Origin of the sequence: Pseudoalteromonas sp. C2R02, assembly GCF_018860845.1 — a bacterium.
Taxonomy (GTDB): Bacteria; Pseudomonadota; Gammaproteobacteria; order Enterobacterales; family Alteromonadaceae; genus Pseudoalteromonas.
In genome coordinates this window covers 202,998-228,140 of record NZ_JAHKQC010000045.1, presented here as the reverse complement: position 1 = coordinate 228,140, position 25,143 = coordinate 202,998, and the positions used below count along the sequence as shown (strand labels likewise).

The 25,143-nt window shown below is 35.0% G+C and carries 19 protein-coding genes; 9 read left to right on the top strand and 10 right to left on the bottom strand.

Annotation, left to right across the window (positions count from 1 at the left end):
• Positions 1-53: 53 nt before the first annotated feature.
• The 3 genes from KO527_RS22975 to KO527_RS22965 all read right to left on the bottom strand — a co-directional run bounded on the left by KO527_RS22975 (position 54) and on the right by KO527_RS22965 (position 3,434).
• Complete coding sequence (locus tag KO527_RS22975) at positions 54-1,229, bottom strand: PepSY-associated TM helix domain-containing protein (protein WP_252733998.1); 1,176 nt, start codon at positions 1,227-1,229, stop codon at positions 54-56.
• A gap of 190 nt (positions 1,230-1,419) precedes the next feature.
• Positions 1,420-2,775: a HAMP domain-containing sensor histidine kinase gene (locus tag KO527_RS22970; RefSeq protein WP_216042576.1), complete on the bottom strand. Its 1,356-nt coding sequence runs from the start codon at positions 2,773-2,775 to the stop codon at positions 1,420-1,422.
• On the bottom strand, positions 2,772-3,434 hold the full coding sequence (locus KO527_RS22965; protein WP_216042575.1) for a response regulator transcription factor: 663 nt from the start codon (positions 3,432-3,434) through the stop codon (positions 2,772-2,774). Before KO527_RS22965 ends, KO527_RS22970 begins: the two co-directional genes overlap by 4 nt.
• Before the next feature lie 212 nt (positions 3,435-3,646).
• Between KO527_RS22965 and KO527_RS22960 the strand changes: the two genes are divergently transcribed.
• Entirely contained in the window at positions 3,647-4,714 is a 1,068-nt protein-coding gene (locus KO527_RS22960; protein ID WP_216042574.1) for an efflux RND transporter periplasmic adaptor subunit, read from the top strand.
• A complete protein-coding gene (locus KO527_RS22955) occupies positions 4,714-7,839 on the top strand; it encodes an efflux RND transporter permease subunit (protein WP_216042573.1) in 3,126 nt (1,041 codons plus the stop codon). The genes KO527_RS22960 and KO527_RS22955 overlap by 1 nt, the downstream gene beginning before the upstream one ends.
• Positions 7,840-7,920: 81 nt before the next feature.
• On the opposite strand, the gene KO527_RS22950 is transcribed toward KO527_RS22955, so the two are convergent.
• Both KO527_RS22950 and KO527_RS22945 read right to left on the bottom strand, forming a co-directional pair.
• Positions 7,921-8,403 carry a hypothetical protein gene (locus KO527_RS22950; RefSeq protein WP_216042572.1) on the bottom strand — a complete coding sequence of 161 codons (483 nt, stop codon included), beginning with the start codon at positions 8,401-8,403 and terminating at the stop codon, positions 7,921-7,923.
• A 15-nt stretch (positions 8,404-8,418) separates the two neighbouring features.
• The gene (locus KO527_RS22945; protein WP_216042571.1) at positions 8,419-10,227 is read right to left on the bottom strand and encodes a S8 family serine peptidase; all 1,809 of its coding nucleotides are present in this window, start codon (positions 10,225-10,227) and stop codon (positions 8,419-8,421) included.
• Between the two features lie 589 nt (positions 10,228-10,816).
• On the opposite strand from KO527_RS22945, the gene KO527_RS22940 reads away from it, so the two are divergent.
• Both KO527_RS22940 and KO527_RS22935 read left to right on the top strand, forming a co-directional pair.
• Complete coding sequence (locus KO527_RS22940) at positions 10,817-12,121, top strand: amidohydrolase family protein (RefSeq protein ID WP_216042570.1); 1,305 nt, start codon at positions 10,817-10,819, stop codon at positions 12,119-12,121.
• Positions 12,122-12,192: 71 nt separating this feature from the next.
• Positions 12,193-12,678: an NUDIX domain-containing protein gene (locus tag KO527_RS22935; protein ID WP_216042569.1), complete on the top strand. Its 486-nt coding sequence runs from the start codon at positions 12,193-12,195 to the stop codon at positions 12,676-12,678.
• 476 nt (positions 12,679-13,154) lie between these two features.
• Here KO527_RS22935 and KO527_RS22930 read toward each other — a convergent pair whose 3' ends face one another.
• The 3 genes from KO527_RS22930 to KO527_RS22920 form a co-directional block, all read right to left on the bottom strand.
• A complete protein-coding gene (locus KO527_RS22930; RefSeq protein WP_354668654.1) occupies positions 13,155-13,598 on the bottom strand; it encodes a GNAT family N-acetyltransferase in 444 nt (147 codons plus the stop codon).
• A gap of 561 nt (positions 13,599-14,159) precedes the next feature.
• Positions 14,160-14,666 (bottom strand): SRPBCC family protein, encoded by a 507-nt coding sequence (locus tag KO527_RS22925; RefSeq protein ID WP_216042568.1) that lies wholly within the window; start codon positions 14,664-14,666, stop codon positions 14,160-14,162.
• A gap of 76 nt (positions 14,667-14,742) precedes the next feature.
• Positions 14,743-15,390 (bottom strand): TetR family transcriptional regulator, encoded by a 648-nt coding sequence (locus KO527_RS22920; RefSeq protein ID WP_216042567.1) that lies wholly within the window; start codon positions 15,388-15,390, stop codon positions 14,743-14,745.
• Positions 15,391-15,653: 263 nt separating this feature from the next.
• Between KO527_RS22920 and KO527_RS22915 the strand changes: the two genes are divergently transcribed.
• The gene (locus KO527_RS22915) at positions 15,654-16,358 is read left to right on the top strand and encodes an SOS response-associated peptidase family protein (protein ID WP_216042566.1); all 705 of its coding nucleotides are present in this window, start codon (positions 15,654-15,656) and stop codon (positions 16,356-16,358) included.
• A 33-nt stretch (positions 16,359-16,391) separates the two neighbouring features.
• On the opposite strand, the gene ggt is transcribed toward KO527_RS22915, so the two are convergent.
• Both ggt and KO527_RS22905 read right to left on the bottom strand, forming a co-directional pair.
• Positions 16,392-18,155 carry a gamma-glutamyltransferase gene (gene ggt, locus KO527_RS22910; protein ID WP_216042565.1) on the bottom strand — a complete coding sequence of 588 codons (1,764 nt, stop codon included), beginning with the start codon at positions 18,153-18,155 and terminating at the stop codon, positions 16,392-16,394.
• A gap of 239 nt (positions 18,156-18,394) precedes the next feature.
• A complete protein-coding gene (locus KO527_RS22905) occupies positions 18,395-18,820 on the bottom strand; it encodes a GNAT family N-acetyltransferase (RefSeq protein ID WP_216042564.1) in 426 nt (141 codons plus the stop codon).
• A gap of 256 nt (positions 18,821-19,076) precedes the next feature.
• On the opposite strand from KO527_RS22905, the gene KO527_RS22900 reads away from it, so the two are divergent.
• The 4 genes from KO527_RS22900 to KO527_RS22885 all read left to right on the top strand — a co-directional run bounded on the left by KO527_RS22900 (position 19,077) and on the right by KO527_RS22885 (position 25,136).
• Positions 19,077-20,333 (top strand): HlyD family efflux transporter periplasmic adaptor subunit, encoded by a 1,257-nt coding sequence (locus KO527_RS22900; RefSeq protein WP_216042563.1) that lies wholly within the window; start codon positions 19,077-19,079, stop codon positions 20,331-20,333.
• A gap of 8 nt (positions 20,334-20,341) precedes the next feature.
• Entirely contained in the window at positions 20,342-21,067 is a 726-nt protein-coding gene (locus tag KO527_RS22895) for an ABC transporter ATP-binding protein (protein WP_216042562.1), read from the top strand.
• A gap of 27 nt (positions 21,068-21,094) precedes the next feature.
• Positions 21,095-23,584, top strand: coding sequence for an FtsX-like permease family protein (locus KO527_RS22890; RefSeq protein WP_216042561.1), 2,490 nt, complete (start codon positions 21,095-21,097; stop codon positions 23,582-23,584).
• Positions 23,585-23,759: 175 nt separating this feature from the next.
• The gene (locus KO527_RS22885; RefSeq protein WP_216042560.1) at positions 23,760-25,136 is read left to right on the top strand and encodes a sigma-54 dependent transcriptional regulator; all 1,377 of its coding nucleotides are present in this window, start codon (positions 23,760-23,762) and stop codon (positions 25,134-25,136) included.
• The last annotated feature ends 7 nt before the right edge of the window (positions 25,137-25,143 follow it).

Sequence of the window (25,143 nt, the reverse complement as noted above, 5' to 3'; positions counted from 1 at the left end):
CACAAGTATAAAAAAACCCGTAGAATGCGGGTTTTATTGAATCAATAAAATAATTAGCTTATCAACTCTGTTTCGGCTTCCTTAACATTTTTACTTCTTTGGTAGCGTCGCCAAGATAACATCACCCCTGTATAAACCAATAAACAAGCTAGTAATGAGGCGATACCTGCAATCGTTTGGCCTAATATGCCAAACACTTCACCTGTATGGCCAAATCTAATATAGCTACGTAGTTTGTTATAATTCGATTTGTGTTCAAATTTCATTTCTTCGATTAGCTCACCATTTAAGCCATCTATTAATACAGAAACACGTTTTTGTGGCTCACCACCATTGCCATTATCAACATTATAAATTTTACTACTGGTTTGCACATTATCTAACGAGAATTGAATATTTTGCCATTGTGGATAATGCGCTTTTACCGTAAGCAACTGCTTATTAATAGGCAATAAAGATGACTTTTGTTCCATTGCAAGCGCTACTGGTTTAGTCAGCTCAGTTGATTGAGTTGATGCATATTGTTTGAGAGTTTGACCTGGCCATTTAAATGAAAAGAATATCGCTGTAAAAGCCAAAATAAATAACACTGGTGCCATATAAAAACCAAAAACATTATGCCATTGGTAATTTCTTACACTTTTATTTTTATAGTTTCCGCTTAAAGTCAGTCTTTGTTTTAGTGCGCGAGATTTAAGTTTTTTAGGTAACCATAAATATAGTCCAGATAAAATCAAAGCAATGAAAATGACATTAGAGATGCCATTTACCCAGCGACCGTTTTCACTGAATTTACCATCTAATGTTAGCCAGCGATGAAATGCACGCAATTTACGAAGGAAAGTTTTAGTGCCCTGCCCCGGAACTGCCATTTCTTTACCTGTATAAGGGTTTAAATAAGCCACTTTTTTTCTGCCATCTTTAATGATAACAGGTGCATTTGGCGTATTTTCTATGACGATTTGAGGCGTCTTTTTAGTTTCATAGCCTTGTGCGATCACTAAAATTTCTGACAAAGGCAAAGTCTGATTTATATTTTCAGGCTTACTTGGATAATCACTTCGCTCTGCTGATTTAATCATTTGGCGCTCATAAGTTAACGCGACACCTGTAATTGACATTAAAAATATAAAAATTGCCGCACTACAGCCAATAATCAAATGCAGCCAAAAAAAGGTCTTTCTGATAGTCATGTATTTACCTATTGCCAATACCTTAGGTAACGGCATTTATACATCCTTGTGCTTAAAATAAGACAAGCGCCCCGCAAGTCTAAATGATAATTATTGTGAATCACGTTATTAAAGTACGATTTAAATCACCATGCAAGTAATTAAGACGAGATAAATAATTTAAGTTCGATATAGGAAATTATTTCAAAAACAAGCTAGTAGAGTATTAATTACAGGAACTAAATGATTACAATGACCTTGATATAGTGATAGAAACACACGTGCCCTCTCCATGTTTACTCAACATTTCCACTTGCCAGTTTTGGCTTTCACTTAAACGTTTTACAATTGATAAACCAACACCCGATTTTTTAAGAACATTAACTTGTTGAACTTGATTATCCTTGTTATTAACACCATCACCGGTATCTTCAACAAAAATTTTATTACCATCTGCGTATACTAATACATAACCATCATTTGTATGTTGTAGTGCGTTGCGCACCAAGTTATCAATCACGATTGCTAAGTACTGCTCAGCCTCACGTATAATACAATTAGGTTCGATTTTATTGATGCATTGGATATGAGATGTTCGTTTCAAGTAAGCATGTTTAGTAAAAGAGCGATTAACTAACTCATGTAAATTAAACTCAACAGTACTTAAATTTGATGATTCTTCTCGGCCTAATAACAAAAAAGTTTCAATTAAATGTGTCATATCCTTATTTGCACGAAACATACGTTGCAAAAATTTATTCATCACACTTTGTTGACCTTCATCAGTAGACATGGCTAACTCAAGTGCAGCTTGGCTACTTGCAAGAGGTGTTCTTAGTTCATGGCTGACATCACGTGAAAATGCTTTTTCCCTTTGAATAAATTCATTTGTTCTAACTACAAATGAATCTATTCTATTTGCAAGAAACCCAATTTCATCATTAAAGTATGTTTCTTTAGATTTTTTTAGTTGACTATAATCAATTGAATCTACCGACTTTGCCAATCGAGTCAGTGGAGATACCACCATCTTAGCCAAAACAAATCCGATGATTAAGCCTAACAACATAATCACTACGAGTACTTTAAAAAATACACTCGCAATATATTTCCTAGAATTGTTCTCGTAACTACCAAACTTAGTCACATCTACAATATAATAAAAATATTTATTTTTTAGTTTTGGTAGTGTTGATTTTAAAATATGAACAGTAATATTATCATCGCTAAATTCATATATTGTATGACCTTGTTCAGTAATAAATGTCGGACCTGGTAGTCTAATTTGATCTAAAGAGTTAGCTTTTTCAAATTGAGTTTGACTTCTTTTGCCTTCAAAATATTGTGTTAGTAATTTAATGACACTACGTTCATCTGAAATCAATACTTTAGCCGTTGTACTTTTGTGCAGTTCTTTACTCGGATCTTGATTATATTCAGCGATTATCAAATCAGCTTCTTGTGATATATACCAATTAAATAGTTCATCAGAATTAACACTCGCGCCATGAAACGTAAGCCATCCATAACAAGCAGTTACAATAATTGAAAAGAAAATACAGGCAACTACAATTCTAAAACGAATACTTTGAAATAGTTTCATGAAAGACTAAACCCTCTGCCCTTTGCTGTTTTTATTAATGGAATATCAAAAGGTTTATCAATTTTACTGCGTAGTTTATAAATATGGCTTCTTAACGAGTCACTGTCAGGTAGATCCTCACCCCAAACTAAATGCTCAAGTTCATGCCTTAAAACGACTTCAGGCGTACGATGCATTAAAATCACTAATAATTTATAAGTATTTGGCGAAAGCGATATTTTTGAATTTGCTCTAGATACTTCTTCGGTTTTTAAATTCACTTGTAAATCGGCTACTTGTAGCTGGGTTTTCACACCTGTATAGCGTTTATATATTGCTTCTAAGCGCATAATTAACTCACTTAAAGCAAATGGCTTAATTAAATAGTCATCCGCTCCCGCTGCAAAACCAGCTATTTTGTCTTCAAGCGTATCTCGGGCAGTTAAAAATAAAATAGGTGTATAATCATAGTATTGCGTTCTTATAACATTACACAGTTCTAAGCCATCCATTTTAGGCATCGCAATATCAAAAATATACATATCGTAAGTATTTGAGATTGCGGCGTTTAGACCCGCTTCACCATTAAAAGCTAAATCACAACTATGTCCTTTCATTTCTAAGTAATCAACTAAACTAGCAGCTAAATCAGTATTATCTTCAACAAGTAAGATGCGCATATATCTTCCTAAATAGTCTCATGTTTATTATAAGCGAATCTAATGTGATAGGAACGTGAACATCCAATCTCTTCACCTTAATTAGCATGTTTAAATATTTCAGGTTCATTTCTCTGACTCTAAATGAGAACTGTTTTCACGTTCCGTTCACGCTGCGTTTGATAAATTGCATAATATTAATTCAATTTATCAAAATTTATTTAAGGTTATATATGCGTAATATTGTTTATATTCAGCTTTTTTTGCTGTTTACATCATTAGGTCTAAAGGCTCAAGCTGAACCACTTAACGTTGAGGTTGTATATTCAAAACAAGAAATTAAGAATTATGAAATATCACTTAGCGGAAATGTAGAAGCTTTAAATAATGCTCAACTCACCATACTTGAAGCAGGCATTGTAAAATCAATCAAAGTAGATGCTGGTGATGCGGTTGTTAAAGGGCAAACTTTAATAGAACTCGATGATACATTAGCTAAAATTCAGTTAGCGCAAGCCAAATCGACGTTAGATTCAGCAAAAATACAATATCAAGAAAATGTACGTTTATTAAATGAAATACAAGCGCTGGCCCAAAAGCAAGTAATCGCAGAAACGCTTTTATCGGAGCGTAAAGCAAACCTAGCATTAAGCAAAGCTTTAATGACTCAAGAGCAAGCTAAGGTAGATTTACAAAAAGAAATCCTAAAAAGACACGCATTAACAGCCCCTTTTTCAGGCGTAATTGCGCAAAGAAATATAGATGTGGGTGAATGGATAGCGCAACAAGACCCGACATTTCAGTTAGTATCTAATGATTCTTTACGTATCTTTATCAATATTCCTCAAGAGTATTTTAATCAAATTAAAACAAGTACTGCTGTAAACGCATCTGTGATCCCAGATACTTCTCCTACAGACATCATACAACTAAATTTATCTCAATTTGTAACTGTTTCAAACCCAATCAGTCGCACATTTCAAGCACGTATTGATCTACCTAAAAATACGCAACTTGTACCAGGAATGTCGGCGAAGGTGAAACTGTCTCTGTCTGGCCAACAAGCAACTCAAGTCACTTTGCCGAAAACCGCTTTAAAGCGTCACCCTGATGATAGCTATAGTGTTTACTCAGTTATAGATAACAAAATAAAAAGATTAGCAGTGCAATTAGTACAAACTAACTTTGACCAAGTCACCCTATTAGGCGTACCTGATCACGCAGCTATTATTATTTCTGGCAGTGAATTGTTAGTAGATGGCACTTCTGTATCAATCAAAGATAATAAAGGGGTAATCTAGTGTTTAAAGCTGTCATACATAAAGGCACTTTAGTTGCTGTAATTGTATCTATTATTTGTATATTAGGCATAGTAGGTGCGTTAAAAATCCCAGTACAGATGATTCCCGACTTAGAAGTAAGAACAATTTCTGTACAAACAGGTTGGGCAGGAGCAACACCACAAGATGTAGAAAAAGACATTTTAATTGAGCAAGAGCGATATTTACGTAGCTTACCTAATTTAAAACGCATGACATCTATTGCTCGCATGGGACAAGCTACAATTGAGCTAGAGTTTCCATTTGGGGTTGAAGTCAATGATGCCATGATAAACGTAAATAATGCTTTAAGCCAAGTTTCTTCTTATCCTGAAAATGTTGATCAACCTAGACTTGTTTCAAGTTCTTTTTCGAGTAATGCATTTATGCATTTTTCATTAAAGCCAAATAAAGGTAACCCACTTGATTTAGATATGGACTTGATCCGAGATTATGCCGAAGATTACATACGCCCAAGAATGGAAAGTGTGCAAGGTGTATCTGAGATCAGAGTCGGTGGTGGTGCAGCAAAACAAATCCAAATAAAGGTCAATCCTTCAAGACTTGCTCAGCGAGGTATTAGTTTAAACACTGTTAGAAATGCCATTCGAAATCGTAATAAAGATGCCTCTGCTGGTGATATTGAAACACAAAAACAGCGATATTTAATTCGTGTAATTGGTCGATTTGAAAATGTAGCTCAATTAGAAAATGTAATAATCGAACGTAAAAACAACATTAATATTCGCCTTAAAGATGTCGCTGAAGTGGTACTTGATCATTATGAAACTCGAAGCCTTTCTTATTTAGATGGTGAACGCACTATCAGTTTATCTGTTCGCAGAGAAAGTGGTTCCAATGTTATCCAAATCAAAGAAGATATGCGCTCTGTCGTCGAAAAAATCAATGCTGATCTATTAAAGCATAATGGTCTTGAATTACTATTAATAAGCGATGATGTTGAATATGTGCAGAGCTCACTTTCAAATGTGTGGTTTAATTTAATTCTAGGCGCATTGTTAGCCACATTAGTTATGTATTATTTTTTACGCTCGGCTAAAGTGACTATGATTGGCATACTTGGGATCCCAATGTGTACCATAGCTGCATTTTTAGGACTCATGCTATTTAATCGTACAATCAATGTTATTTCACTTGCTGGTGTCGCCTTTGCTATTGGTATGACGGTAGATAATACCATTGTTGTTTTAGAAAGCATTATGCAAGCAAAAAAGCGAGGCTTAGAAAGGTTTGATGCTGCAATTGCTGGTGTTAAAGATGTATGGCCTGCGGTATTGGCATCCACTGCAACAACAATATTAGTATTTGCACCTATATTATTTGTTCAACAAGAAGCCGGCCAGCTTTATTCTGATATTGCCATAGCGATTTCAGGCGCCATCATTGCATCTATGTTAGTTGCAATTTTTGTAGTGCCAGTTGCAATTGCTAACTTTGATAAAAATAAATCTGATACGCAAAAAAATCACTTACAGCTCTCAACTAAATGGATTAAATTTGTAAGCTTCTTTATTAAAACTAAATCAAGAGCCATTGGTACGGTCGCCTCATTTTCAGTTGCGATCCTGATGCTCGCTTATGTTTTAATGCCTGCTACAGAGTATTTACCTGAAGGTGAAGAACCTAAAGCTTTTTCAATCATGATTGCCCCACCTAGCTACAATTTAAGTGAAATGCAACGCATTGGATTAGAACTAAGAGATTATTTTGATCTCCATATTAACGCAGCGCATAATGATTTTGACAATGGTAAAACTGATATGCCACCGCTCAGTTATTACTCAATGAGTGTATCGGCAGGCCGTATTTGGATGTTAAGTAGACCGAGCGATCCGAGTAATATCCAAGCTATGATGGATGCTGTAACAGCTAAATTTAAAAGTTATGAGAATATGCGTGCATTTTCTTCTCGTGGTTCAATTATTTCAAGTAATGATGGCGGAACTCGCGCTGTCGCGGTAGATATCTCAGGCCCAAATTTAATCGAACTGTATCAAGCAGCACAAGCAGTTTATGACCAAGCAGAAGTGGTTTTTGACAACCCTCAAATCAACTCTAACCCGAGTTCTTTAAGTTTAAACCAACCACTCATTGAAGTTAAGCCAAGATGGGACCGACTCGCTGAGCTAGGTTTAACCAACAGTGAATTAGGTTATGCGATTTCTGCTTTTAGTGATGGCGCTTATGTTGATGAGTTTATTTTAGAAGACAGTAAAGTTGATGTATTTATATTTAGTAGTGCAGGCAATAAACAAAGCCTAGAGCAATTATCTAGCTCATCTATTATGACACCAGCAGGCCAAGTTATGCCATTGAGTGCACTCGCTGATATGAAAGAAAACTATAGCAGTGATAGTTTACGCAGGGTTGATGGTAAACGTACTGTTTCTGTTTATATTATCCCTCCAAAAAATATCGCATTAGAAAATGCAGAAGAAATGGTAAGAACGCAGCTAATTACCAACTTACTTCAAAATGGCAAAATTGCCCAAGGGATCAATCTAACTATCAGTGGTGCTGCAGATCAACTTGAAGAAACAAAGGCGTCATTATCTTCAAACTTTATTATTTCTATTGTTTTAAGCTATTTATTATTGGTGGCCATTTTCACCCACTGGCGGTATCCGCTATTTATTTTAGCAACAATACCTTTAGGCATGGCAGGCGGACTATTGGGTTTAGTATCAGTAAATGGCGTTAATTCCCTATTAGCTCAAATGGGGCTCGCATCATTTCATCAACCTTTAGATATGATCACTATGTTAGGGTTCTTAATTCTTTTAGGAACAGTTGTAAATAACCCGATATTAATTGTAGATCAAACACTTAAAAATATGTCAAAAGCAGGTAGTAATGTGATTGATGCCGTAAAAGCTGCGGTAGAAAAACGTTTAATGCCAATTCTGATGTCAACAGCTACAACAGTCTTCGGTTTAGCGCCTTTAGTGTTAATACCAGGTGATGGTACTGAGTTATATCGCGGTGTCGGTATTATCGTTTTATGCGGTATTATTTTTTCTACAGTTTTAACTCTGAGTTTTTTACCTGCGCTTTTAGTGAGTATATTAAAAAGTAATAAAACTTAATTATTTTATTAATTTTACTTAATTAATAAACATAAAAAAACCCGCTAACAAGCGGGTTTTTTATAAAGTAAAATAAACAAATTAATGTGTATTAATACCTTTATCTGCTAAATCAATTGTTGCAGAAACAACATTTGGTAAACTTTGTAACTGCTCAACAAGCGGTAATAAATTTGTTTTATCACCAGATTTTAAGATATAAAAGTTTTTATAAGCCTGCTTAATCGTCAGGTTATTATCTTTACTAAAAGTATCTAAATCTACATCACCAGCTAGTTTAACAATTATCTCACCAGTAACATCATATGCTGTAAAGCCATCAGTACTATTAACAACTTCACCAATGACTAAACTTGGGATCTCAATGTGATTAGAAAGAGCACGTTTATTTAAATTTGGCTTTGCTTCTTGTTGATAAACAACACCATTAATAGTCACACTTTTTTTAACTAACTTTAATGCTTCTACTGGTGTAATAGAAAGCTTAGATAAATCAGCAACGCTTGGTTGTGATGCTAAAACAGATGTACTTAAAAGGCTACTTACTAAAATTAATAATTTCATGGTTACAACTCCTAATTAATGACCAAATATACGAATAGACCAGTCTTTTAAAACACCAGCAATTTCATTATTTCGGCTATTAAAACCAATTAAGCCAACTTGTTGATTGTATCCTAATGTGTAGCTAGTGCCTTTATCAGTATCTAGTACTTTGATAGTCCAATCACCTTTCGCTTGCTCACCATAAAAATGTGTATTCAGCATAACTGCGTCAGTGTAACCACCTTCATTACCACCTAAGAAACCAGTACGCGCACTCATAAGTATACTACGTGTGCCAGCAGGTGAAATAAGTTCGATAGATAAATCACGTAAACGGCTATGATCGATATTCAGTTTAACTTGAACAGATTCAACAGTCAGATCTGACTCACTAGAAATAACACTTTGTGCACCCACTAAAGAAGCATCAGGGATCTGAGCATCAGCAGTTGTTGTCTGCCAAGGTGTTATTTGTTGTTCAGGTAATGAAACACCTGTGAATAATGCTTTATAAACTGCGGCATCAACATCAACAGCACCTAAACCATAATAGTGATGGAAATTATAACCTGCAGCATTTGTTTGCCATGCTGGTACTGCGTCATAACTAACCACTTCACCAGTTGTATCTTCAAAAGAAAGTGCGACACCAGTATTATCAGCATCTGTTTTACGTGCTGTTGTTGCAAGTAAATGTCGTACTGTACGTGCATCTAGAGCATGGTTTGCTGACATAACTGTTGCAATAGCACCTGATGTGTTTGGCGCTGCAGACGAAGTACCATTCATAGTACCTGTATAATCACAGTTTGGATCAAGTTCTGAGCCACCATGTAATGCGTTAGCGTGCTCACCTGTAACATTTGAACCACTGTCACATCCCATTAAATCAACAGTTACCATAGCAGGTGCATTTTGACCAAATTCACCACCTGGAGCAGTTAAAAAGACACTTGAACCCACTGATGAGTAAGAAGATAACTTACCTTGTGCATTAGTTGCTGAAACAACTAAGTTCCAATAGTTATTGTTATCTGCACTTATATTTGAGCTGTGGAATGGTAAACCATTATTATTAAAAAACTCACGGTTTTCATAAGGTAATACTAAAATAGGCAAACCTTGATAATACGCATTATATGAACCAAAAGAGTTACCAGCAGATTTTACATAAACAGCACCGCGACCCCAGTGGCTATTTTCTGTAATATCTTGCATTACTAAGTTTTGCACTTCTGCAAATGGGTTTGCTACATAATCTAGCTTTTGAGGCGTAGCTGGTGTGCTACCGTAACTTTGGTTAAATACACGAGGATCTGTAAAACGGTCTAACTGACGGAAGTCCTCTGATAAACCATGTGATACAAACCAAGCTGAAACAGTTTGGTTTGATAAGAAATTAAAACCGATTAAATTTGCTAAAGGTGCAACACCACGTCCTCCAATACCATTACCTTCTGTTGCTGCGATTAAACCCGCTACAGAAGTACCATGACCATGTGTATCAGTAGGTGAATCCGTACCATCACCCAAATTAACTGAGCCAGGCACAACATTAGCAACTAAATCTGGATGTGCAATTTCAACACCGGTATCGATTACTGATACTGTTACACCACGACCTTTAATGCCCATCAAATGTGCAAAATCAATATCTAAGTCATTGCCAGCAATACCTGAAGATTGTGAAAAACCACTTTGCCCTGTATTTTGTAGATGCCATTGCTGAGGAGTAAGTGGATCACCTGCTGCTAACACAAAAGTAGAATTCGTTATATCAGCAAAAGCAGTTGCACTGCACAGCGCAATTGTTGTTGCTAGTAACGTTTTTTTAAAAGCCATAATTTCCCCTGAAATTCTTTTTTATTGTTTAGTTCCGCTACAGGAACAAAATCATTAAATAGTGTTAATGAGAAGATGTAAATATTATCCTTTTGTTAACAACAATCAACTACTGTAAACTTTAATATACAAGAAATCATTACCACAGAAAACATAATAGCTATAACTCATTGTTTTAAATAAACTAAAATCAAACCAAAAAAGACAACGCTGTCATAAAGCAAGTGTAAACTCAAAAACTTCAATATATTTATCTTTATTGGTACTTATCTGTTTTATATGAAGTTATTCCGAAAATATTTTTTCTTAATAACTAATTGATATATTAAATTTCATTTCATATATAAAAACTTAAGTTAAATTTAGTTTATTGTCTTTTATTTTAGAATTTTAATAAGTCCTTGTCGTAAACCGCTGATTTTATTTTCTTAATATAACTTTTCACTCACTGAGCCGAAAATATTCAATTTTATATTTAAATTCATCATGTAATTACACAATTTTATCGCATCATGATTCATAAATTTTTAACAAGTGATAAAGTAAACCGATAAAAATAAATAACTCTTTAATAAAGAAGGCGCATTCAATGAATTCCATAATTAAAACAATTTGCCTTAGCACACTCGCTACAAGCAGTTTGATTTCCACATCGGCATTATCAAATACACAGGTGATCCATGCTGGGTCACTTTTATCAATTCCTGGTAAAGCACCTGTAAAAAACCAAACTTTAGTGATCACAGATGGCGTTATCACAGCGGTAAAAAAAGGCTTTGTTAAGCCAAAAGAAATTTCAAAAAATGCGACTTTAATTGATTTATCATCTAGCTTTGTTTTACCCGGTTTAATGGATATGCATGTACATTTACAAGGTGAGTTCAGCCCTAAAAATGATAGTGAAAAACTGAGAATGTCAGACGCAGACAAGCTTGTTAAAAGTGCTTATTTTGCTAAAAAAACTTTAATGGCAGGGTTTACAACAGTACGTGATTTAGGCGGTAGCCCTGAACAAAGTTTTGCATTAAGAGACGGCATTAAAAAAGGCTATCTTGATGGGCCAAGAATTATAGCGGCGGGTAGCAATGTTGCTGTAACGGGTGGTCATGGCGATGTTGATGGTATGAGTCCAGATTTATTAGATATGCATACAGCACAAACTATATGTGATGGACCTTATGATTGTCGCCGTGCAACACGTCGCGCAATAAAATACGGCGCTGATGTCATTAAAATCACATCTACCGGCGGTGTATTATCTGATACCAATACTGGCACAGGACAACAAATGGCAGATGATGAATTAACCGAAGTTGTCAATGCCGCCCATGCATTAGGCCGAAAAGTAGCAAGTCATGCTCATGCAGCAACAGGCATAAATGCAGCATTGCGCGCTGGGGTAGACAGTATAGAACATGGCAGTTATGCCAATGAAGAAAGCATAAAACTATTCAAACAAACTGGCGCATATTTAGTGCCAACATTAATGGCTGGCGATACTGTTGTTGGCATGGCAAAAAATAGTGATTTTATGTCGCCAGTGATTGCAGCCAAGGCAATCAGAGTTGGCGGCGATATGATTACTAACTTTAAACGCTCAGTTAACGCCGGGGTAAAAATCGCTTATGGTACCGATAGTGGCGTATCTCGCCACGGCAACAATGCGCGTGAAGCAGTATTAATGTATCAAACAGGCATGAAACCAAATGAAATAATCAAATCAGCAACAATCAATGCTGCTGATTTAATCGGTAAAAGTGACTCGCTAGGCACCTTAGAAATAGGAAAAATTGCAGATATTATTGCGGTAGATAATAGCCCACTTAAAAATATTGAAGCATTATTAGATGTTGATTTTGTAATGAAGTCAGGTCGTATCGTTAAACATAAATAATTTTATTTATTTTCCACACTATGTAAATTCAACTCTAGTACAATCGCCCAATTATTGTTGGGCGATTAATCATGAAAAATAAAAACATCATTATGAAACATAGAATAAGAGCTGCAGGCATTATAGTTGTTGATGACAAAATTATGTTACTAAAGCATAAACATGCAAATTATCATTATTGGGCTCCTCCAGGTGGAGGTCTAGAAGAAACTGATACTTCAACAAAAGCAACTGTAAAACGCGAAGTATTTGAAGAGTCGGGCTTAACCGCTGAAGTTGGACCTTTAATGTTTATTAAAGAGTTTTTTGAAAAAAGTAGCAACATTTACCATGTCGAACAATATTATTTAATTAATTCTGTTCAAGGTGAAGTAAGCTTAAAAAATATAGCCAACACTCAAAATACAGAACACTTAATCACAGAACTAAAATGGTTTACAAGAGCTGAGTTACAATCAATAAAAGTATTTCCTGAACAGCTTAAAAACTTACTTTGGGATAAACTAAAAGAGCAACAAATCACCGCTGTTCACTTAGGTGTTGAAGTCTCTGATTAGCGAAAGTGATATCTCAATGAGCAATTTAATCATTCAACTTCGTAACATGCCAAAGGTCTCCTTAAGATCCCCATAAATAAATGACTTCCCCCCTAGGCTCAAACTTAATTAGTTCATATTTAATTAAATACATTATTTATATCTAATACGATTAGCTGCAGCATTAGGTTATTTACAAGTTCAACACTCTAAAATTTCTGATGAAAAACTGCACTCGACGTTTTCAACTAGAGATAAATACTCTTATATCATCAACTTTCATTAAACATTATTTCTTATTGCTCTGTTAACGTGTTTAAATTTCTGCAACGGCCTATGAAATATCAATTAAAAAAATAAATTCAACAGCTTAAATATTTATAGTTTCGCGTGCAGTTTCTTTTTCGAGCCAGTAATTAGGGAGTCAAATGTACTTTTATAATTTCTATTATTTTAGCTAATGACTCACAATTAATCCCTAAATAAATGAAAGCTGTTTATAGTTTTATAATGGCAAGCATGTCTTCATTATCTTCATCCATGCCAATTTCATTAAAGCCAAAACTTGAATAAAATGACTTAGCAACTGGGTTTTTTGGGTTATAACAAATCTCTATTTTTTTTAATCCGGAAACTTGTTTAATTTCATTTAGAGCCAAATCAAGCGCTTTTCTGCCTATGCCCTTTTGTTGATATTGATGATCTACCATAAATCGCCAAATCGAAATTTTATCAGGGGTTTCAAGTACCCACATAAAAAAACCAACCTCTTTATCATCTAAATAAATGGCGCGAGTTTCGTATCCATCATTAAATTGTGACTCAACTAACGACCACATATTGCAGGCCACATAATCGTTTTGTTCTTCTAATACATCAAGTTCGCAAACCGATTCATAATTTTCTTTTGTGACAGTACTAAGCTTTATAACCACACTTATTCCTTTAAATTTAAGATCTGAAAAACATAATAGGTACTAGCCATATATGTTATCTACTCATAGGTTTTTCAATAGTTATTTGAATTAAACTTTATACTACATAATTCAAGCAAACCTATGTTATACCGGGTCATATCAATAATTAATACAATAAAGGCTCGTTTTAAAATACTTATTTTAAAACGAGCCTTACAAATTTCCTTACTCTATAAATTCTCTGTTAGCTAAAATTAAAACAAAACCAGTTTAAAATAGCATCGCAGAAAATTTAATCACTTTTAAAGTGTGTTATTGCAAAAAACAAATTAATTAAATAGTTCAATACAGATTATTAATTTCTTCAAAGTATTTTGAATACTTACTAGTCAGCTTGACGAAATAAAGCGCAACAATAGACACTTTGCAATTAAAAATGCAGTAATAAACAACAATCTTCATTACTAAAAATTGTTCTCCATTTAAAACTTATGCACAGAATCAGTGGGTAACTTTTGTATAACTCATTTAAAACAATGGTACAAAGCCCATTTATAATGGGCTTTGTACTTTATAATTTCAGAGTTAATTAATAACGATTTTATTCATCGCTTCATTAATAGGTAATTTTTCGCCAATCAACTCACCTGTAACACTATGATAAGCTAAGCCGCTCATTACCTTTTTGAATACGCCTTTCATTACTGGTTTCATAATTAAACGCCCCATTACCCAGCCTAAAGGTCCGCCTTTTACGACAAAGTCTGATGACATTGATATTTCACAACTGTTTTCATCAATTTCTTTCACGCTCATCTGAGCATACATATTTTTTAAAGGTAACGAAAACTCAGAAAGCACCATTTTATAGCCTTGCCCTTCATTAAATTCAATGATTTCTTCAACTAAGCTTGAACCATCATTAAAGGTACATAACCTTTTAGCACCTAATCCAGTACTGATATCATTTACGATAGGAGAAGACTTAATCGTTGTAGCGAATTTTTCAACACTGCTAAAGTCTTCTAAAACTTTCCAGATTTTTGAAGCACAAACATTAACTTTTATGGTGTTTTCTGCGCGATGTGTCATTTGGGTTTACCTTGTTTATCATTAAATATTGATTAAATTACAAATATTAAAGTCAGTTTTATTTACACCAGTTGTATTAACTGGCTTTTAGACCGTGAATTATGATTTCAACTGAACTCATTAGGTCTTGTTTAAAATCAGGTTTTAAATCTTGAAACTCTTCTTGTTGATATATCTTTTTCAATGAATCACTTTGAAAAGTTGCCGCCCAATAATTTGTACATGCGGCATGGCTCAGGTTTAAGAACTTAAATGCTTTTTCAGTACAAAACTCAGGATATATCCTGCAGATCTCAACAGTAATTTGATACAATAGACCTTTTGCTAAACTTTTAAATTCATGTAATTGCTCATAAGAACTGTTCTTTTCTAACGATACAAAAAGGTATGGCGTCAAATCTAAAAACTTAGGATGTAACATCAGTGTTTCAACCCAAGTTTGTGCAAATACTGGTATCGATTCATTTTGCTCAAGTTGTTGTAACTGTTTGCAACAATCTTCAAACCATTGTTCAAATAACACCGCAAACACATTCAAAAATATTTCTTCTCTAGAGCTAAAATAGCGATACATATTCGATTTCGTAAATCCGGCCTCAACAGCAATGCCATTAAAGCTCACATTTTCATAACCCTTTTGTTTGAATAAGGTAAAAGCAGCCTTATATATCGCCTCTTTTCTTTCATTCTTTTTTTCATCAGTACTAGCTCGTTGCCAATTCATCACTTCCCTTAGTGTCTACTGGTCTCTTAACTAAAATATAAGAGACTGATAGTCTCTTGTCAACGATGGGTATTAATTTCTTTTTTTGTTTTTAGCTATAAACCGGTTTCAAATATGGATAACAAATTGAAATGCATTGAAAAATTCAATACTATTTTTAAATAATTTTTTCATTTGAAATTTAATAAAACTTTCGTCCTATCTATTAATGTCATATAGGTCGAAAATAAACATAGATTCAGACTAGTTAAGTGAGTTAAATAATGTGCGGTAGGCTAAATGCCATCTTTGATAGTGAAGTTCGAGGACTATATACCAGCTTACAAATCAATAAAATTATTGATAGGCCGATTGATAGTCGCTTTCAATCTGCTGCAAAAGAAGTGTCTATTGTGAGAAATATCGGGCAACAACGCCGAGTAGAAAACGCAACTTGGTGGCTCTTATTAAATCAAACCGATACAGGGTTTAAACCATCCAAATTTACATCATTTAATACCCGATATGACAAATTAAACACACCAAACAGTGCTGGATTTCAATCTTATAGAAATTCGCGTTGTATATTAACTGTTAAGGGATTTGGTGAAACAGAGTTTGTTAATAAAAAACCTCTGCATTATTATGATATGCAGGCAGAAAAAGGCGGTTTATTATTAGGAGGGCTTTATAAAGAGTGGCGCCATAATATTACTGGCGAAACTAAATTAAGTTGTTCAGTGATCACTTTACCACCTCACTCAAAATTGAAACATATTCACAGTAAAGCCATGCCACTGATATTGCCTCAAGATCACAATCTCATTAATGCTTGGTTAGATCCTGAATTTAATGATACTTCACAATTTGAGCCTTTGTTATCCCCTCATATACCAACTAATTTAATTGCGCATCAAATAGATAAACCAGCGCGTTTCAATGCATTTGGCTCACCACAATTAATAGAAAAAGATGAGAATTTATTTTAGCAAACTCGCATCTACTTTTTAAAAAAATCTATTTTAAAACTTAACAGCAACCGTGCCAGCATCAGGCCTGCGCGGATCTGATACGCCATAAAACAAACCATTATCAAACATAATAGATTGCACACTGCCCATAGTTTTACCTTGCTTAATATTTTGCCCTTTACCTTGTAATAGTTTCAAAGTGTCAGGGCTAAATCCTGGCTCAAGCTCTAATCTATCAGGTAACCATTGATGATGGACTCTAGGCGCATGAACTGCAGCAGCAATGTTCATATCATGATCCATCACATTAATTAAAACCTGTAAAACAGTTGTAATAATGCGACTACCACCTGGACTACCCGAAACTACATAAGGTTTATCATCTTTAAAGATCATAGTGGGTGTCATTGAACTAAGCGGACGTTTATATGGTTGAATTGAATTCGCTTCGCCGCCAATTAAACCAAAACCATTTGGCACACCAGGTTTAGATGAAAAATCATCCATTTCGTTATTCATTAATATGCCAGTGCCAGGGATCACAATGCCAGAACCATATGAAAAATTAAGCGTATAAGTATTTGATACCGCATTGCCATACTTATCCATTACAGAGAAATGGGTTGTATCAGGGCTTTCATAAGGTGCTGGATTTCCTGGTTTAATTTCACTTGAAGGTTTAGCTTTTGAAAGTGAAATTTTATTTGCTAACTCTTTTGCATAAAGCTTACTGGTAATGCCTTTAATTGGTACATTAAAGTGATCGGGATCGCCTAAATACTCACTTCTATCTGCGTAAGCGAGTTTCATTACTTCAGACAATAAATGTGTTGCATCTGCACTACCATATCCCATTTCTTTTATAGGAAAATGTTCTAGAATATTAAGCATTTGTGCTATGTGTACACCACCAGAACTCGTAGGTGGCATAGAAGCGACTTGGTACCCATTATAAGTTGTTGTGATCGCTTCTCTTTGAGCTATCTTATAGTTTTTCATATCATCCAGCGTGATCAAGCCACCATTTTTAGCCATATCTTTTACAATACGTTTGGCAATTTCACCTTGATAAAATTCTGAAGGGCCTTTTTCAGCGAGACGTTTCAAAGTCCATGCAAGATCTGATTGCACTAAAGTTTCACCAGCTTGGTAAGGCTCACCACCCGCTTTAAAATAAGCGTCTGCAGTTGCTTTATTTGAAGTAAGCCAAGCTTTACGGCTTTTCAGGTTTTCGGATAGATCATATGATACCAATATACCTTGTTCAGCTAGTTTTATTGCAGGCGTGACTACTTGTTTCCAGCTCATAGTGCCATACTTTTCTAAAGCATAAGACAAACCTGCAACAGTACCTGGTACACCCGATGATAAATGACTAAAACGTGCTTTTTTATTATCTACATCGCCGTCTTTATCTAAAAACATATCTCTATGTGCTTTTTTAGGTGCCATTTCGCGATAATCTATTGCTATGGTTTTATCTTCTTCAGCAATATACGCAAGCATAAAACCACCACCACCTAAGTTACCAGCTCTAGGTAATGCCACAGCCAAAGCAATACCTGTAGCAACCGCAGCATCAATGGCATTTCCACCTTGCGCTAATATTTGTGCACCAATTTCACTGGCGATCATACGCTGACTTGAAACCATGCCATCTTCGCCTATTACAGGATGATGTATAGTGTCATATCGAATAATTGCCGCGCTATCATCAATATGGCTTTTAGTTGCTGCACTTAACTGGCCTGCACTCATTACTAAAAGCGCACTTAATGCTAATTTTTTAACTAAGAGGCGTTTTTGTTTTACCATTTATACTTATCCTACTGGAAACATATATTTATAATTCTTGTTTTAAGCCCAATTTTTAAACATTTAAACCACTGAATACTTTGCACTTAAAATTCATATTTGATTAAAAAACTAACAGCGATATAAACACGCTGCCAGTTAAACAAATTAACCTACAGCTATATAAAGTCTATTTCAAATAAATAGGATAACTATAACCTAAGTGTATAGGGTCACATTGAGGATAGGGGAAAATGCTTTTATAAGGTTTTAGTTAAATAATGAGATGCGTATCCTTTTGGTCTATCTGGTAAAGTGGCCACATGTTCATAGCCCGCCTTTTCATAAAAAGGTTTTGCTTGCCAGCTTGTGGTTTCTACAAAGGCTTTTTCACAACCATTTTCAAATGCAAAAACTTCAGCTTGTGCTATAAGTTTATTGCCTATACCTTGCCCTCTGCATTCTTCTGAAAGCCATAATAATTCGATATGTAAAGTATTCCAGTAGCAAATACAGCGAATGCCGCCTATTACTTCATTCAAATCATTTCGAGCAAATACTGAAAAGTTAACTTCAGCTTCATTTGGCTCAAGATCTGGAATTGCTTTTTTATTAAACTCAATAATACCTTGGCTTATGGTTTTTGCGTCTTCTTTAGAAGCCGATGTGGTTAATTCTAATTTCATTTTTTATTTCTCTAAAAATATTTAGAAACGATTATAAAAAGAATTAAAAAACAAAACAGATACAGAAATATAAAATAAAAGCCAATACAGATTAATTTAATAGAATCTCGATATCGAGAATATGCCACTTATTTCAAATCTCGATATCGAGACTGCACATCATACTTAAACTATAACTACCTGATATATAAATAAATTACAATTTGGCATATGCGTTGCTCATAAGTTTTAATATAAAATCACTTTGAGTTAATTTATGGATATCGTTCGTACCAAATCAAAGAATAAAAAAAATCAGCGAATATTAAGCATATTATCTCTTTTGCTATTCATCGCTTTACCTATATTTTTCATTTTTGATGTTAACAATGGGACTTTTATTGTCAGCAAAAATACATTACTCATTGATCAAGTGAAACGCGGAGAATTAAATATCTCTGTTCGAGGCACTGGCATATTAGTACCAAAAGACATACGTTGGGTTGCAACCGATGTGCAAGGACGGGTTGATCGCATTTTTGTCAAACCTGGATCTCAAGTAAAAACCGGTGACTTACTCTTAGAATTAAGTAATCCTCAACTTGTTCAAAACCTTGAAGAAACCAAATGGAAAATAGAAGAAGTTACTGCTGAACTCAACGCCCAACACGTATCATTAGAAGCCGATTTATTAGATCAAGAAGCTGCAGTGATCAATGAAAAGTTAAATTATGAAAGAGCGTTATTAACTTTAAATGCTCAAAAGAAGTTATTACAACAAGGCTTAGTTACTGTATCTCATATAGAGCATGAGGAAGTAAAAATAGATGTCGCTCAATTTAAAGAGCGCTGGCAATTAGAGCTTAAACGCTTAGATAAAAGAAAAGAAACAGTCAAAGCGCAACGAAAAGCTTTTCAGGCTAGGCTAAGTCGAATGCATCGCACTTTAAAGCGAGCCCAAGATCAATTTGATGGGCTGAAAGTCAGAGCGACAATGGATAGCATAGTACAAGTAATGTCGGTTGAGTTAGGACAGCAAGTCAATTCAGGTACCAATCTAGCAAGATTAGCAAAAAATGGAGATTTCATCGCTGAACTTAGGATCCCTGAAAAACAGATCAAGGATGTCGCATTGGGCCAAGCTGTGATCATAGATACCCGCATTAGCAAAATTACAGGCAAGGTAAAACGAATAGATCCCGCTGTTATAAATGGCTCAGTAGAAATAGATGTGGAACTAACAAGTGACATACCACAAGAGGCTAGACCTGAACTCACGGTAGACGGAGAAATAAAAATTGCGCAATTTACAGATACGCTATTTGTTAAACGGCCCATGCTTGCATCAAGCTTTGCAAAAACAACTGTCTACAGATTAGATGAAACTGGAGAATCAGCCAAATCGCAAAAAGTAACTTTTGGCATGGTATCAACAAAATATATTCAAATACAATCTGGCCTTAATTCTGGAGAAAACATCATAGTGTCAGATGTTTCATCATGGAAAAATCATCAACAAATTAGATTAAATTAGGAATAAATATGAAAAATAATAATAACAAACCAATAGTAGAACTGAGTGATATCAAAAAGATATTTATCTGCGATGAAGTCGAAACTCACGCACTTAGTAATATTAACTTGAAAATTAATAAAGGGGAGTATTTATCAATTTCAGGTCCATCTGGCTGCGGAAAATCTACCCTACTCTCTTTACTTGGTTTGTTAGATATATCAAGTAATGGTAGTTATAGATTATCTGGTCATGATGTCTGCGACTTAAACTCAGATGAACGCGCTATCATTCGCAATAAAGAAATTGGTTTTATTTTTCAATCTTTTAACTTAATCAGTGATTTAACAGTAGCTGAGAATATTGAACTCCCCTTAAGTTATCGTGAAGATATAAATAAAAAACAGCGTGACGCTATGGTGAAAGCATCATTAACTAAAGTCGACATGCTCCATAGAGCAAATCATTTTCCATCACAATTATCAGGGGGTCAGCAACAACGTATAGCTGTTGCCAGAGCCATTTGCGGTAATCCTTCGATAATTTTAGCAGACGAGCCCACAGGAAACTTAGATTCTAAAAACGCTCAACTCGTTATGGCACTGCTTGACCAACTTCATAGCGAAGGCGCAACTATTTGCATGGTAACGCATGATCCTCGTTCAGCGGCTAGAGCTCAGCGCGTAATAGAAATCTTTGACGGAAAAATTGTATCAGATCAAAGCCATATCAAAACATCAGCTATTGCTGTGTAATTAAGAAATTATAAAAAGGATAAATCTATGTTTTCTTGGCTCGATATAAAATATGCCGTCAGGTTGCTACATAAAAGACCTATATTTACTGTTACTTCAGTCCTGATTGCAGCCATTGGTTTAGGACTCACTTTATATACATACTCTTTACTTAGCCAACTCATTTTCAAGCCTCTTACGCTCGATAATGATACTCCCTTAATCGCCATCGAAGGTGAGTTTAAAGAATCCTATGCGCAAGGACGACCTGCTGATCCCTATCATCTAAATCAGATAAGTACTCAAACAGAGTTGCTACAAGGTATGAGCCTTTACACTACAGGGATCAGAACAATAAACGGACTGGATAACAAACTAGGTACCAAAAAACTGAATGCGAGTTTAACGCAATGGAACCTCTTTGAAGTTGCTGGTATTCAGCCGATTTTAGGAAGAGGATTTAGCCCAAGAGATCAGTTTACAGGCGCAGAATCTGTGGCTGTAATTGGTTATGACGTATGGCAAAACATGCTTTCAGGCAATAGAGATATTATAGGGACCAGCATTGTGGTAGATGGTGTGGTTACACAGATAATAGGTGTTATGCCCCAAGGTTTTGCACTACCTGCTACAGCCCAAATCTGGCAACCTTTAGCAGAGAAAAATCTCACCCCAACAAAACCTTCAAAGTATGATAGTTTTTGGGCTGTAGGGCGTTTAAAAAAAGGTGTTTCATTAACTCAATTTCAGCAAGAGATGCAGGTTATATTACAAAAACACTATCAAGATCTACCACAAGAGTTTTCCTGGCGTGCATCCAGTCCCGGGGGATATATCAAGGCATTTCATTTTAAGTTAACCCATGATGCTATATTTCAGCATTACTCAGTTTTTATAGCTATGATGCTCATGGTTATACTCATATTGATTTTAACTTGTATTAATATCGGTAATTTATTATTAGCCCGAGTTAATGAGCAAATTAAAGATGTTGCAATACGAATTGCATTAGGTATACAAAAAAAGCGACTGGTATTGCAAATGTTATGGGAAAGCATATTTATTTGCTGTTTAGGTGGCTTAATTGCAATTTTAATAGCTGGATATGGATTAGAAGTAACCAATAATGTATTAGAACAGATTTTTGCAATTAATGGTGAAAAACCTTTTTGGTGGCAACTTAGTCTCAGTGCTGATGCAATTATAGTTTTACTAGTAACTATCGCATTAATGATATTCTTAACTGGGTTTATTCCAGCTTGGCGTGCACTATCTGGTGACTTTAATGCGGTGTTAAAAGATGGGACTAGAGGCGCTACTGGGAAGAAATCAGGAAAGATAAATAAGCTTTTAGTAGTCTGTGAAATAGGATTATCTTGTGTCGTATTAGTTATCGCTACAATACTACTCAGTACTAGTTACTCAGCAAAAAATGCCGATTATGGCATTGAAACCCAAAATAGGATCACAGCGACATTATTGTTACCTACGGCAAGCTACCCTTGGAATAGAGGTGCGCCTGAATCAAAAAAGAAAAGGTACGATTTTTACTATCAATTAAAAGATCAATTAACCCAATTGCCTAATGTTAATAGTGTCGGGTATTTCAGCGCCTTTCCTGGTACTGGAGGGGGAACATCTCACTATGAAACCGAAGGAAAACCAGCTGAGGTGTTTGACGAAAACCCAGTTTGGAATTTCGAAGGTGTCGGTTTGGATTCTTGGCATTCTGTAGGGATGAGCATAATCAAAGGTCGTGATTTTGATTTCAGAGATATAGATAGCAAAGAAGAAAGCATCATTATAAATGAATCTATGGCTAAAGATCATTTTCCTAATGGCGATGCAATTGGTCAGCGTATTCGCTCTGTTCGTAGAGGAGGTAAATATTCAAGTTGGCGAACCATAATTGGGATTGTTTCAGATTCTGTTCACGGCTCTGTGATGGAAAAAACCAGTGCAAAACACACGGGTTATGGCGTCATGAATCGGTGGAATACAATAACGCATATAGCGGTTCATTATACAGGTTCACAATCACAAGCTACTACTTCATTACTTAAAGAAATTAATAATATAGACTCAGATGTCGCTGCTTATCATATTCAAAGTTATGATAACTTAATAGCACAACCTATGATGTTAGTTAATGCAGTTAACAAAATATTTTTATGGTGTGGTCTAGTTGCTTTATTCCTTGCTACCACAGGAATTTATGCTGTTACAGCCAATAGCATTACATTGAGAAGCCAAGAAATAGCGACTCGTCGTGCATTAGGTGCCCGTGATAAACAAGTGTTCAAACTATTTATGAACCAAGCAGCAAAGCAATTATGCCTAGGACTTACATTAGGTATCTCATTATCTCTTTGGATAATAACTCAGCTCACACAATCTATGATAATTAATCATAGTAGCTATTTTATAGGGCTAGTTGCCATGCCAATTATCATCATAATAATGGTTTTCATAGCAACATATATCCCTACTCGTAAAATAATATTGATGGAACCCAGTGAAGCATTGCACCAGAGATAAAAGCTAAATATGTAATAGCCCTTAATTAGGGCTATGACTTTTTTTTGTTTGAGTTATTATCAATCTTGCACAAACAATAAAAAATTATTTTTGTTATCAATTATTTGGCAGCAATAATAATAACAATTTGTTAAAGTGTATATCTACAGTAATTTAGCAGAGTTGTGTTGCCTGAATGAATCAAAATAAACATTCAATCATTATTGCTGATGATGACTCTCGGATCATCACAGCATTAAAGTTGTTATTAAAATCCCATGATTATGACGTGGTGTCAGTCAACTCCCCTTCTGAACTACTGCAAATATTATCTCGCCGTGATTTTTCAGCTGCTTTAATTGATCTGAACTATAAAAAAGATACCACATCAGGAAAGGAAGGCTTGGCGCTTATATCCGAAATAAAAAAACTCGACCAACATTTGCCTATTATAGTTATGACCGGCTTTAGTAGCATTGAAATTGCAGTCGAAGCGATGAAATCTGGTGCTACTGATTTTATTCAAAAGCCATGGCGAAATGAGCATTTACTTACAATTTTACAGTCACAAATACGAATAAAAGATATAGAAAAAAAAGGTTGTAAGCTAGTTCAAGAAAATGCCCTACTGCGTGATGAAACATCAATGCCTGATTCAGGCATTATTGCTAAATCCATCGCAATGAAAAACGTTTTAGAGCAATTAAGAAAGTTTTCTAAAAGTGATATGAATATATTGCTAACAGGTGAAAATGGCACTGGTAAAAGTATGCTAGCTGATTATTTACATCATTGTTCATCACGAAAAGAAAATAGTTTTCTGTCGGTAAATATGGGTGCAATCAGTGAAAACTTGTTTGAAAGTGAAATGTTTGGCCATGTAAAAGGAGCCTTTACCGATGCTAAAGAAAACCGTATAGGCCGATTTGAATTAGCTGAACAGGGTACCCTATTTCTAGATGAAATCGCTAATATTCCGATTTCACAGCAAGCTAAATTATTAAGAGTATTAGAAGAACACCAATTTGAAAAAGTAGGTAGCTCTAAAACTAAAAAAGCTGATGTAAGATTAGTGTCAGCAACCAACGCTGATTTAATGAAGTTAATAGAAGAAGGTCATTTTCGCCAAGATTTATTATATCGGCTTAACACAGTTGAAATTAAAATCCCTCCTTTACGAGAAAGGATTGATGACATTTTACCATTAGCGTTGCACTTTTTAAAAAAACATACAGAAAAATATCGTTTAAAGCATGATGCTTTTAATGAAGACGCTATAGCCGCTTTAAAAGCATACAATTGGCCTGGAAATATTCGAGAATTAAGCCATATGATCGAGCGGGCTATTTTTTTAAGCCAAAATCCTACTATCAGCCTCAGTGATCTGGGGTTAAATAAAAGTGAAAATGAATATATAGGCTTTGATTTTGACAACGCGACATTAGATGTCATTGAAAAGCATATCATCAGTGAGCGATTAGACCGTTTTGACAAAAACTACCATGACACTGCAGCATCATTAGGCTTAAGTCGCAGTTCGTACTATCGACGATTAGAAAAGCATAACCTTTAGCTAATGA

Excerpts from the sequence above, each read along its gene's own strand:
- KO527_RS22975 (WP_252733998.1), bottom strand. The coding sequence starts at position 1,229 with ATGCCGTTACCTAAGGTATTGGCAATAGGTAAATACATGACTATCAGA.
- KO527_RS22970 (WP_216042576.1), bottom strand. The coding sequence starts at position 2,775 with ATGAAACTATTTCAAAGTATTCGTTTTAGAATTGTAGTTGCCTGTATT.
- KO527_RS22965 (WP_216042575.1), bottom strand. The coding sequence starts at position 3,434 with ATGCGCATCTTACTTGTTGAAGATAATACTGATTTAGCTGCTAGTTTA.
- KO527_RS22960 (WP_216042574.1), top strand. The coding sequence starts at position 3,647 with ATGCGTAATATTGTTTATATTCAGCTTTTTTTGCTGTTTACATCATTA.
- KO527_RS22950 (WP_216042572.1), bottom strand. The coding sequence starts at position 8,403 with ATGAAATTATTAATTTTAGTAAGTAGCCTTTTAAGTACATCTGTTTTA.
- KO527_RS22945 (WP_216042571.1), bottom strand. The coding sequence starts at position 10,227 with ATGGCTTTTAAAAAAACGTTACTAGCAACAACAATTGCGCTGTGCAGT.
- KO527_RS22940 (WP_216042570.1), top strand. The coding sequence starts at position 10,817 with ATGAATTCCATAATTAAAACAATTTGCCTTAGCACACTCGCTACAAGC.
- KO527_RS22935 (WP_216042569.1), top strand. The coding sequence starts at position 12,193 with ATGAAAAATAAAAACATCATTATGAAACATAGAATAAGAGCTGCAGGC.
- KO527_RS22925 (WP_216042568.1), bottom strand. The coding sequence starts at position 14,666 with ATGACACATCGCGCAGAAAACACCATAAAAGTTAATGTTTGTGCTTCA.
- KO527_RS22920 (WP_216042567.1), bottom strand. The coding sequence starts at position 15,390 with ATGAATTGGCAACGAGCTAGTACTGATGAAAAAAAGAATGAAAGAAAA.
- KO527_RS22915 (WP_216042566.1), top strand. The coding sequence starts at position 15,654 with ATGTGCGGTAGGCTAAATGCCATCTTTGATAGTGAAGTTCGAGGACTA.
- ggt (WP_216042565.1), bottom strand. The coding sequence starts at position 18,155 with ATGGTAAAACAAAAACGCCTCTTAGTTAAAAAATTAGCATTAAGTGCG.
- KO527_RS22905 (WP_216042564.1), bottom strand. The coding sequence starts at position 18,820 with ATGAAATTAGAATTAACCACATCGGCTTCTAAAGAAGACGCAAAAACC.
- KO527_RS22900 (WP_216042563.1), top strand. The coding sequence starts at position 19,077 with ATGGATATCGTTCGTACCAAATCAAAGAATAAAAAAAATCAGCGAATA.
- KO527_RS22895 (WP_216042562.1), top strand. The coding sequence starts at position 20,342 with ATGAAAAATAATAATAACAAACCAATAGTAGAACTGAGTGATATCAAA.
- KO527_RS22890 (WP_216042561.1), top strand. The coding sequence starts at position 21,095 with ATGTTTTCTTGGCTCGATATAAAATATGCCGTCAGGTTGCTACATAAA.
- KO527_RS22885 (WP_216042560.1), top strand. The coding sequence starts at position 23,760 with ATGAATCAAAATAAACATTCAATCATTATTGCTGATGATGACTCTCGG.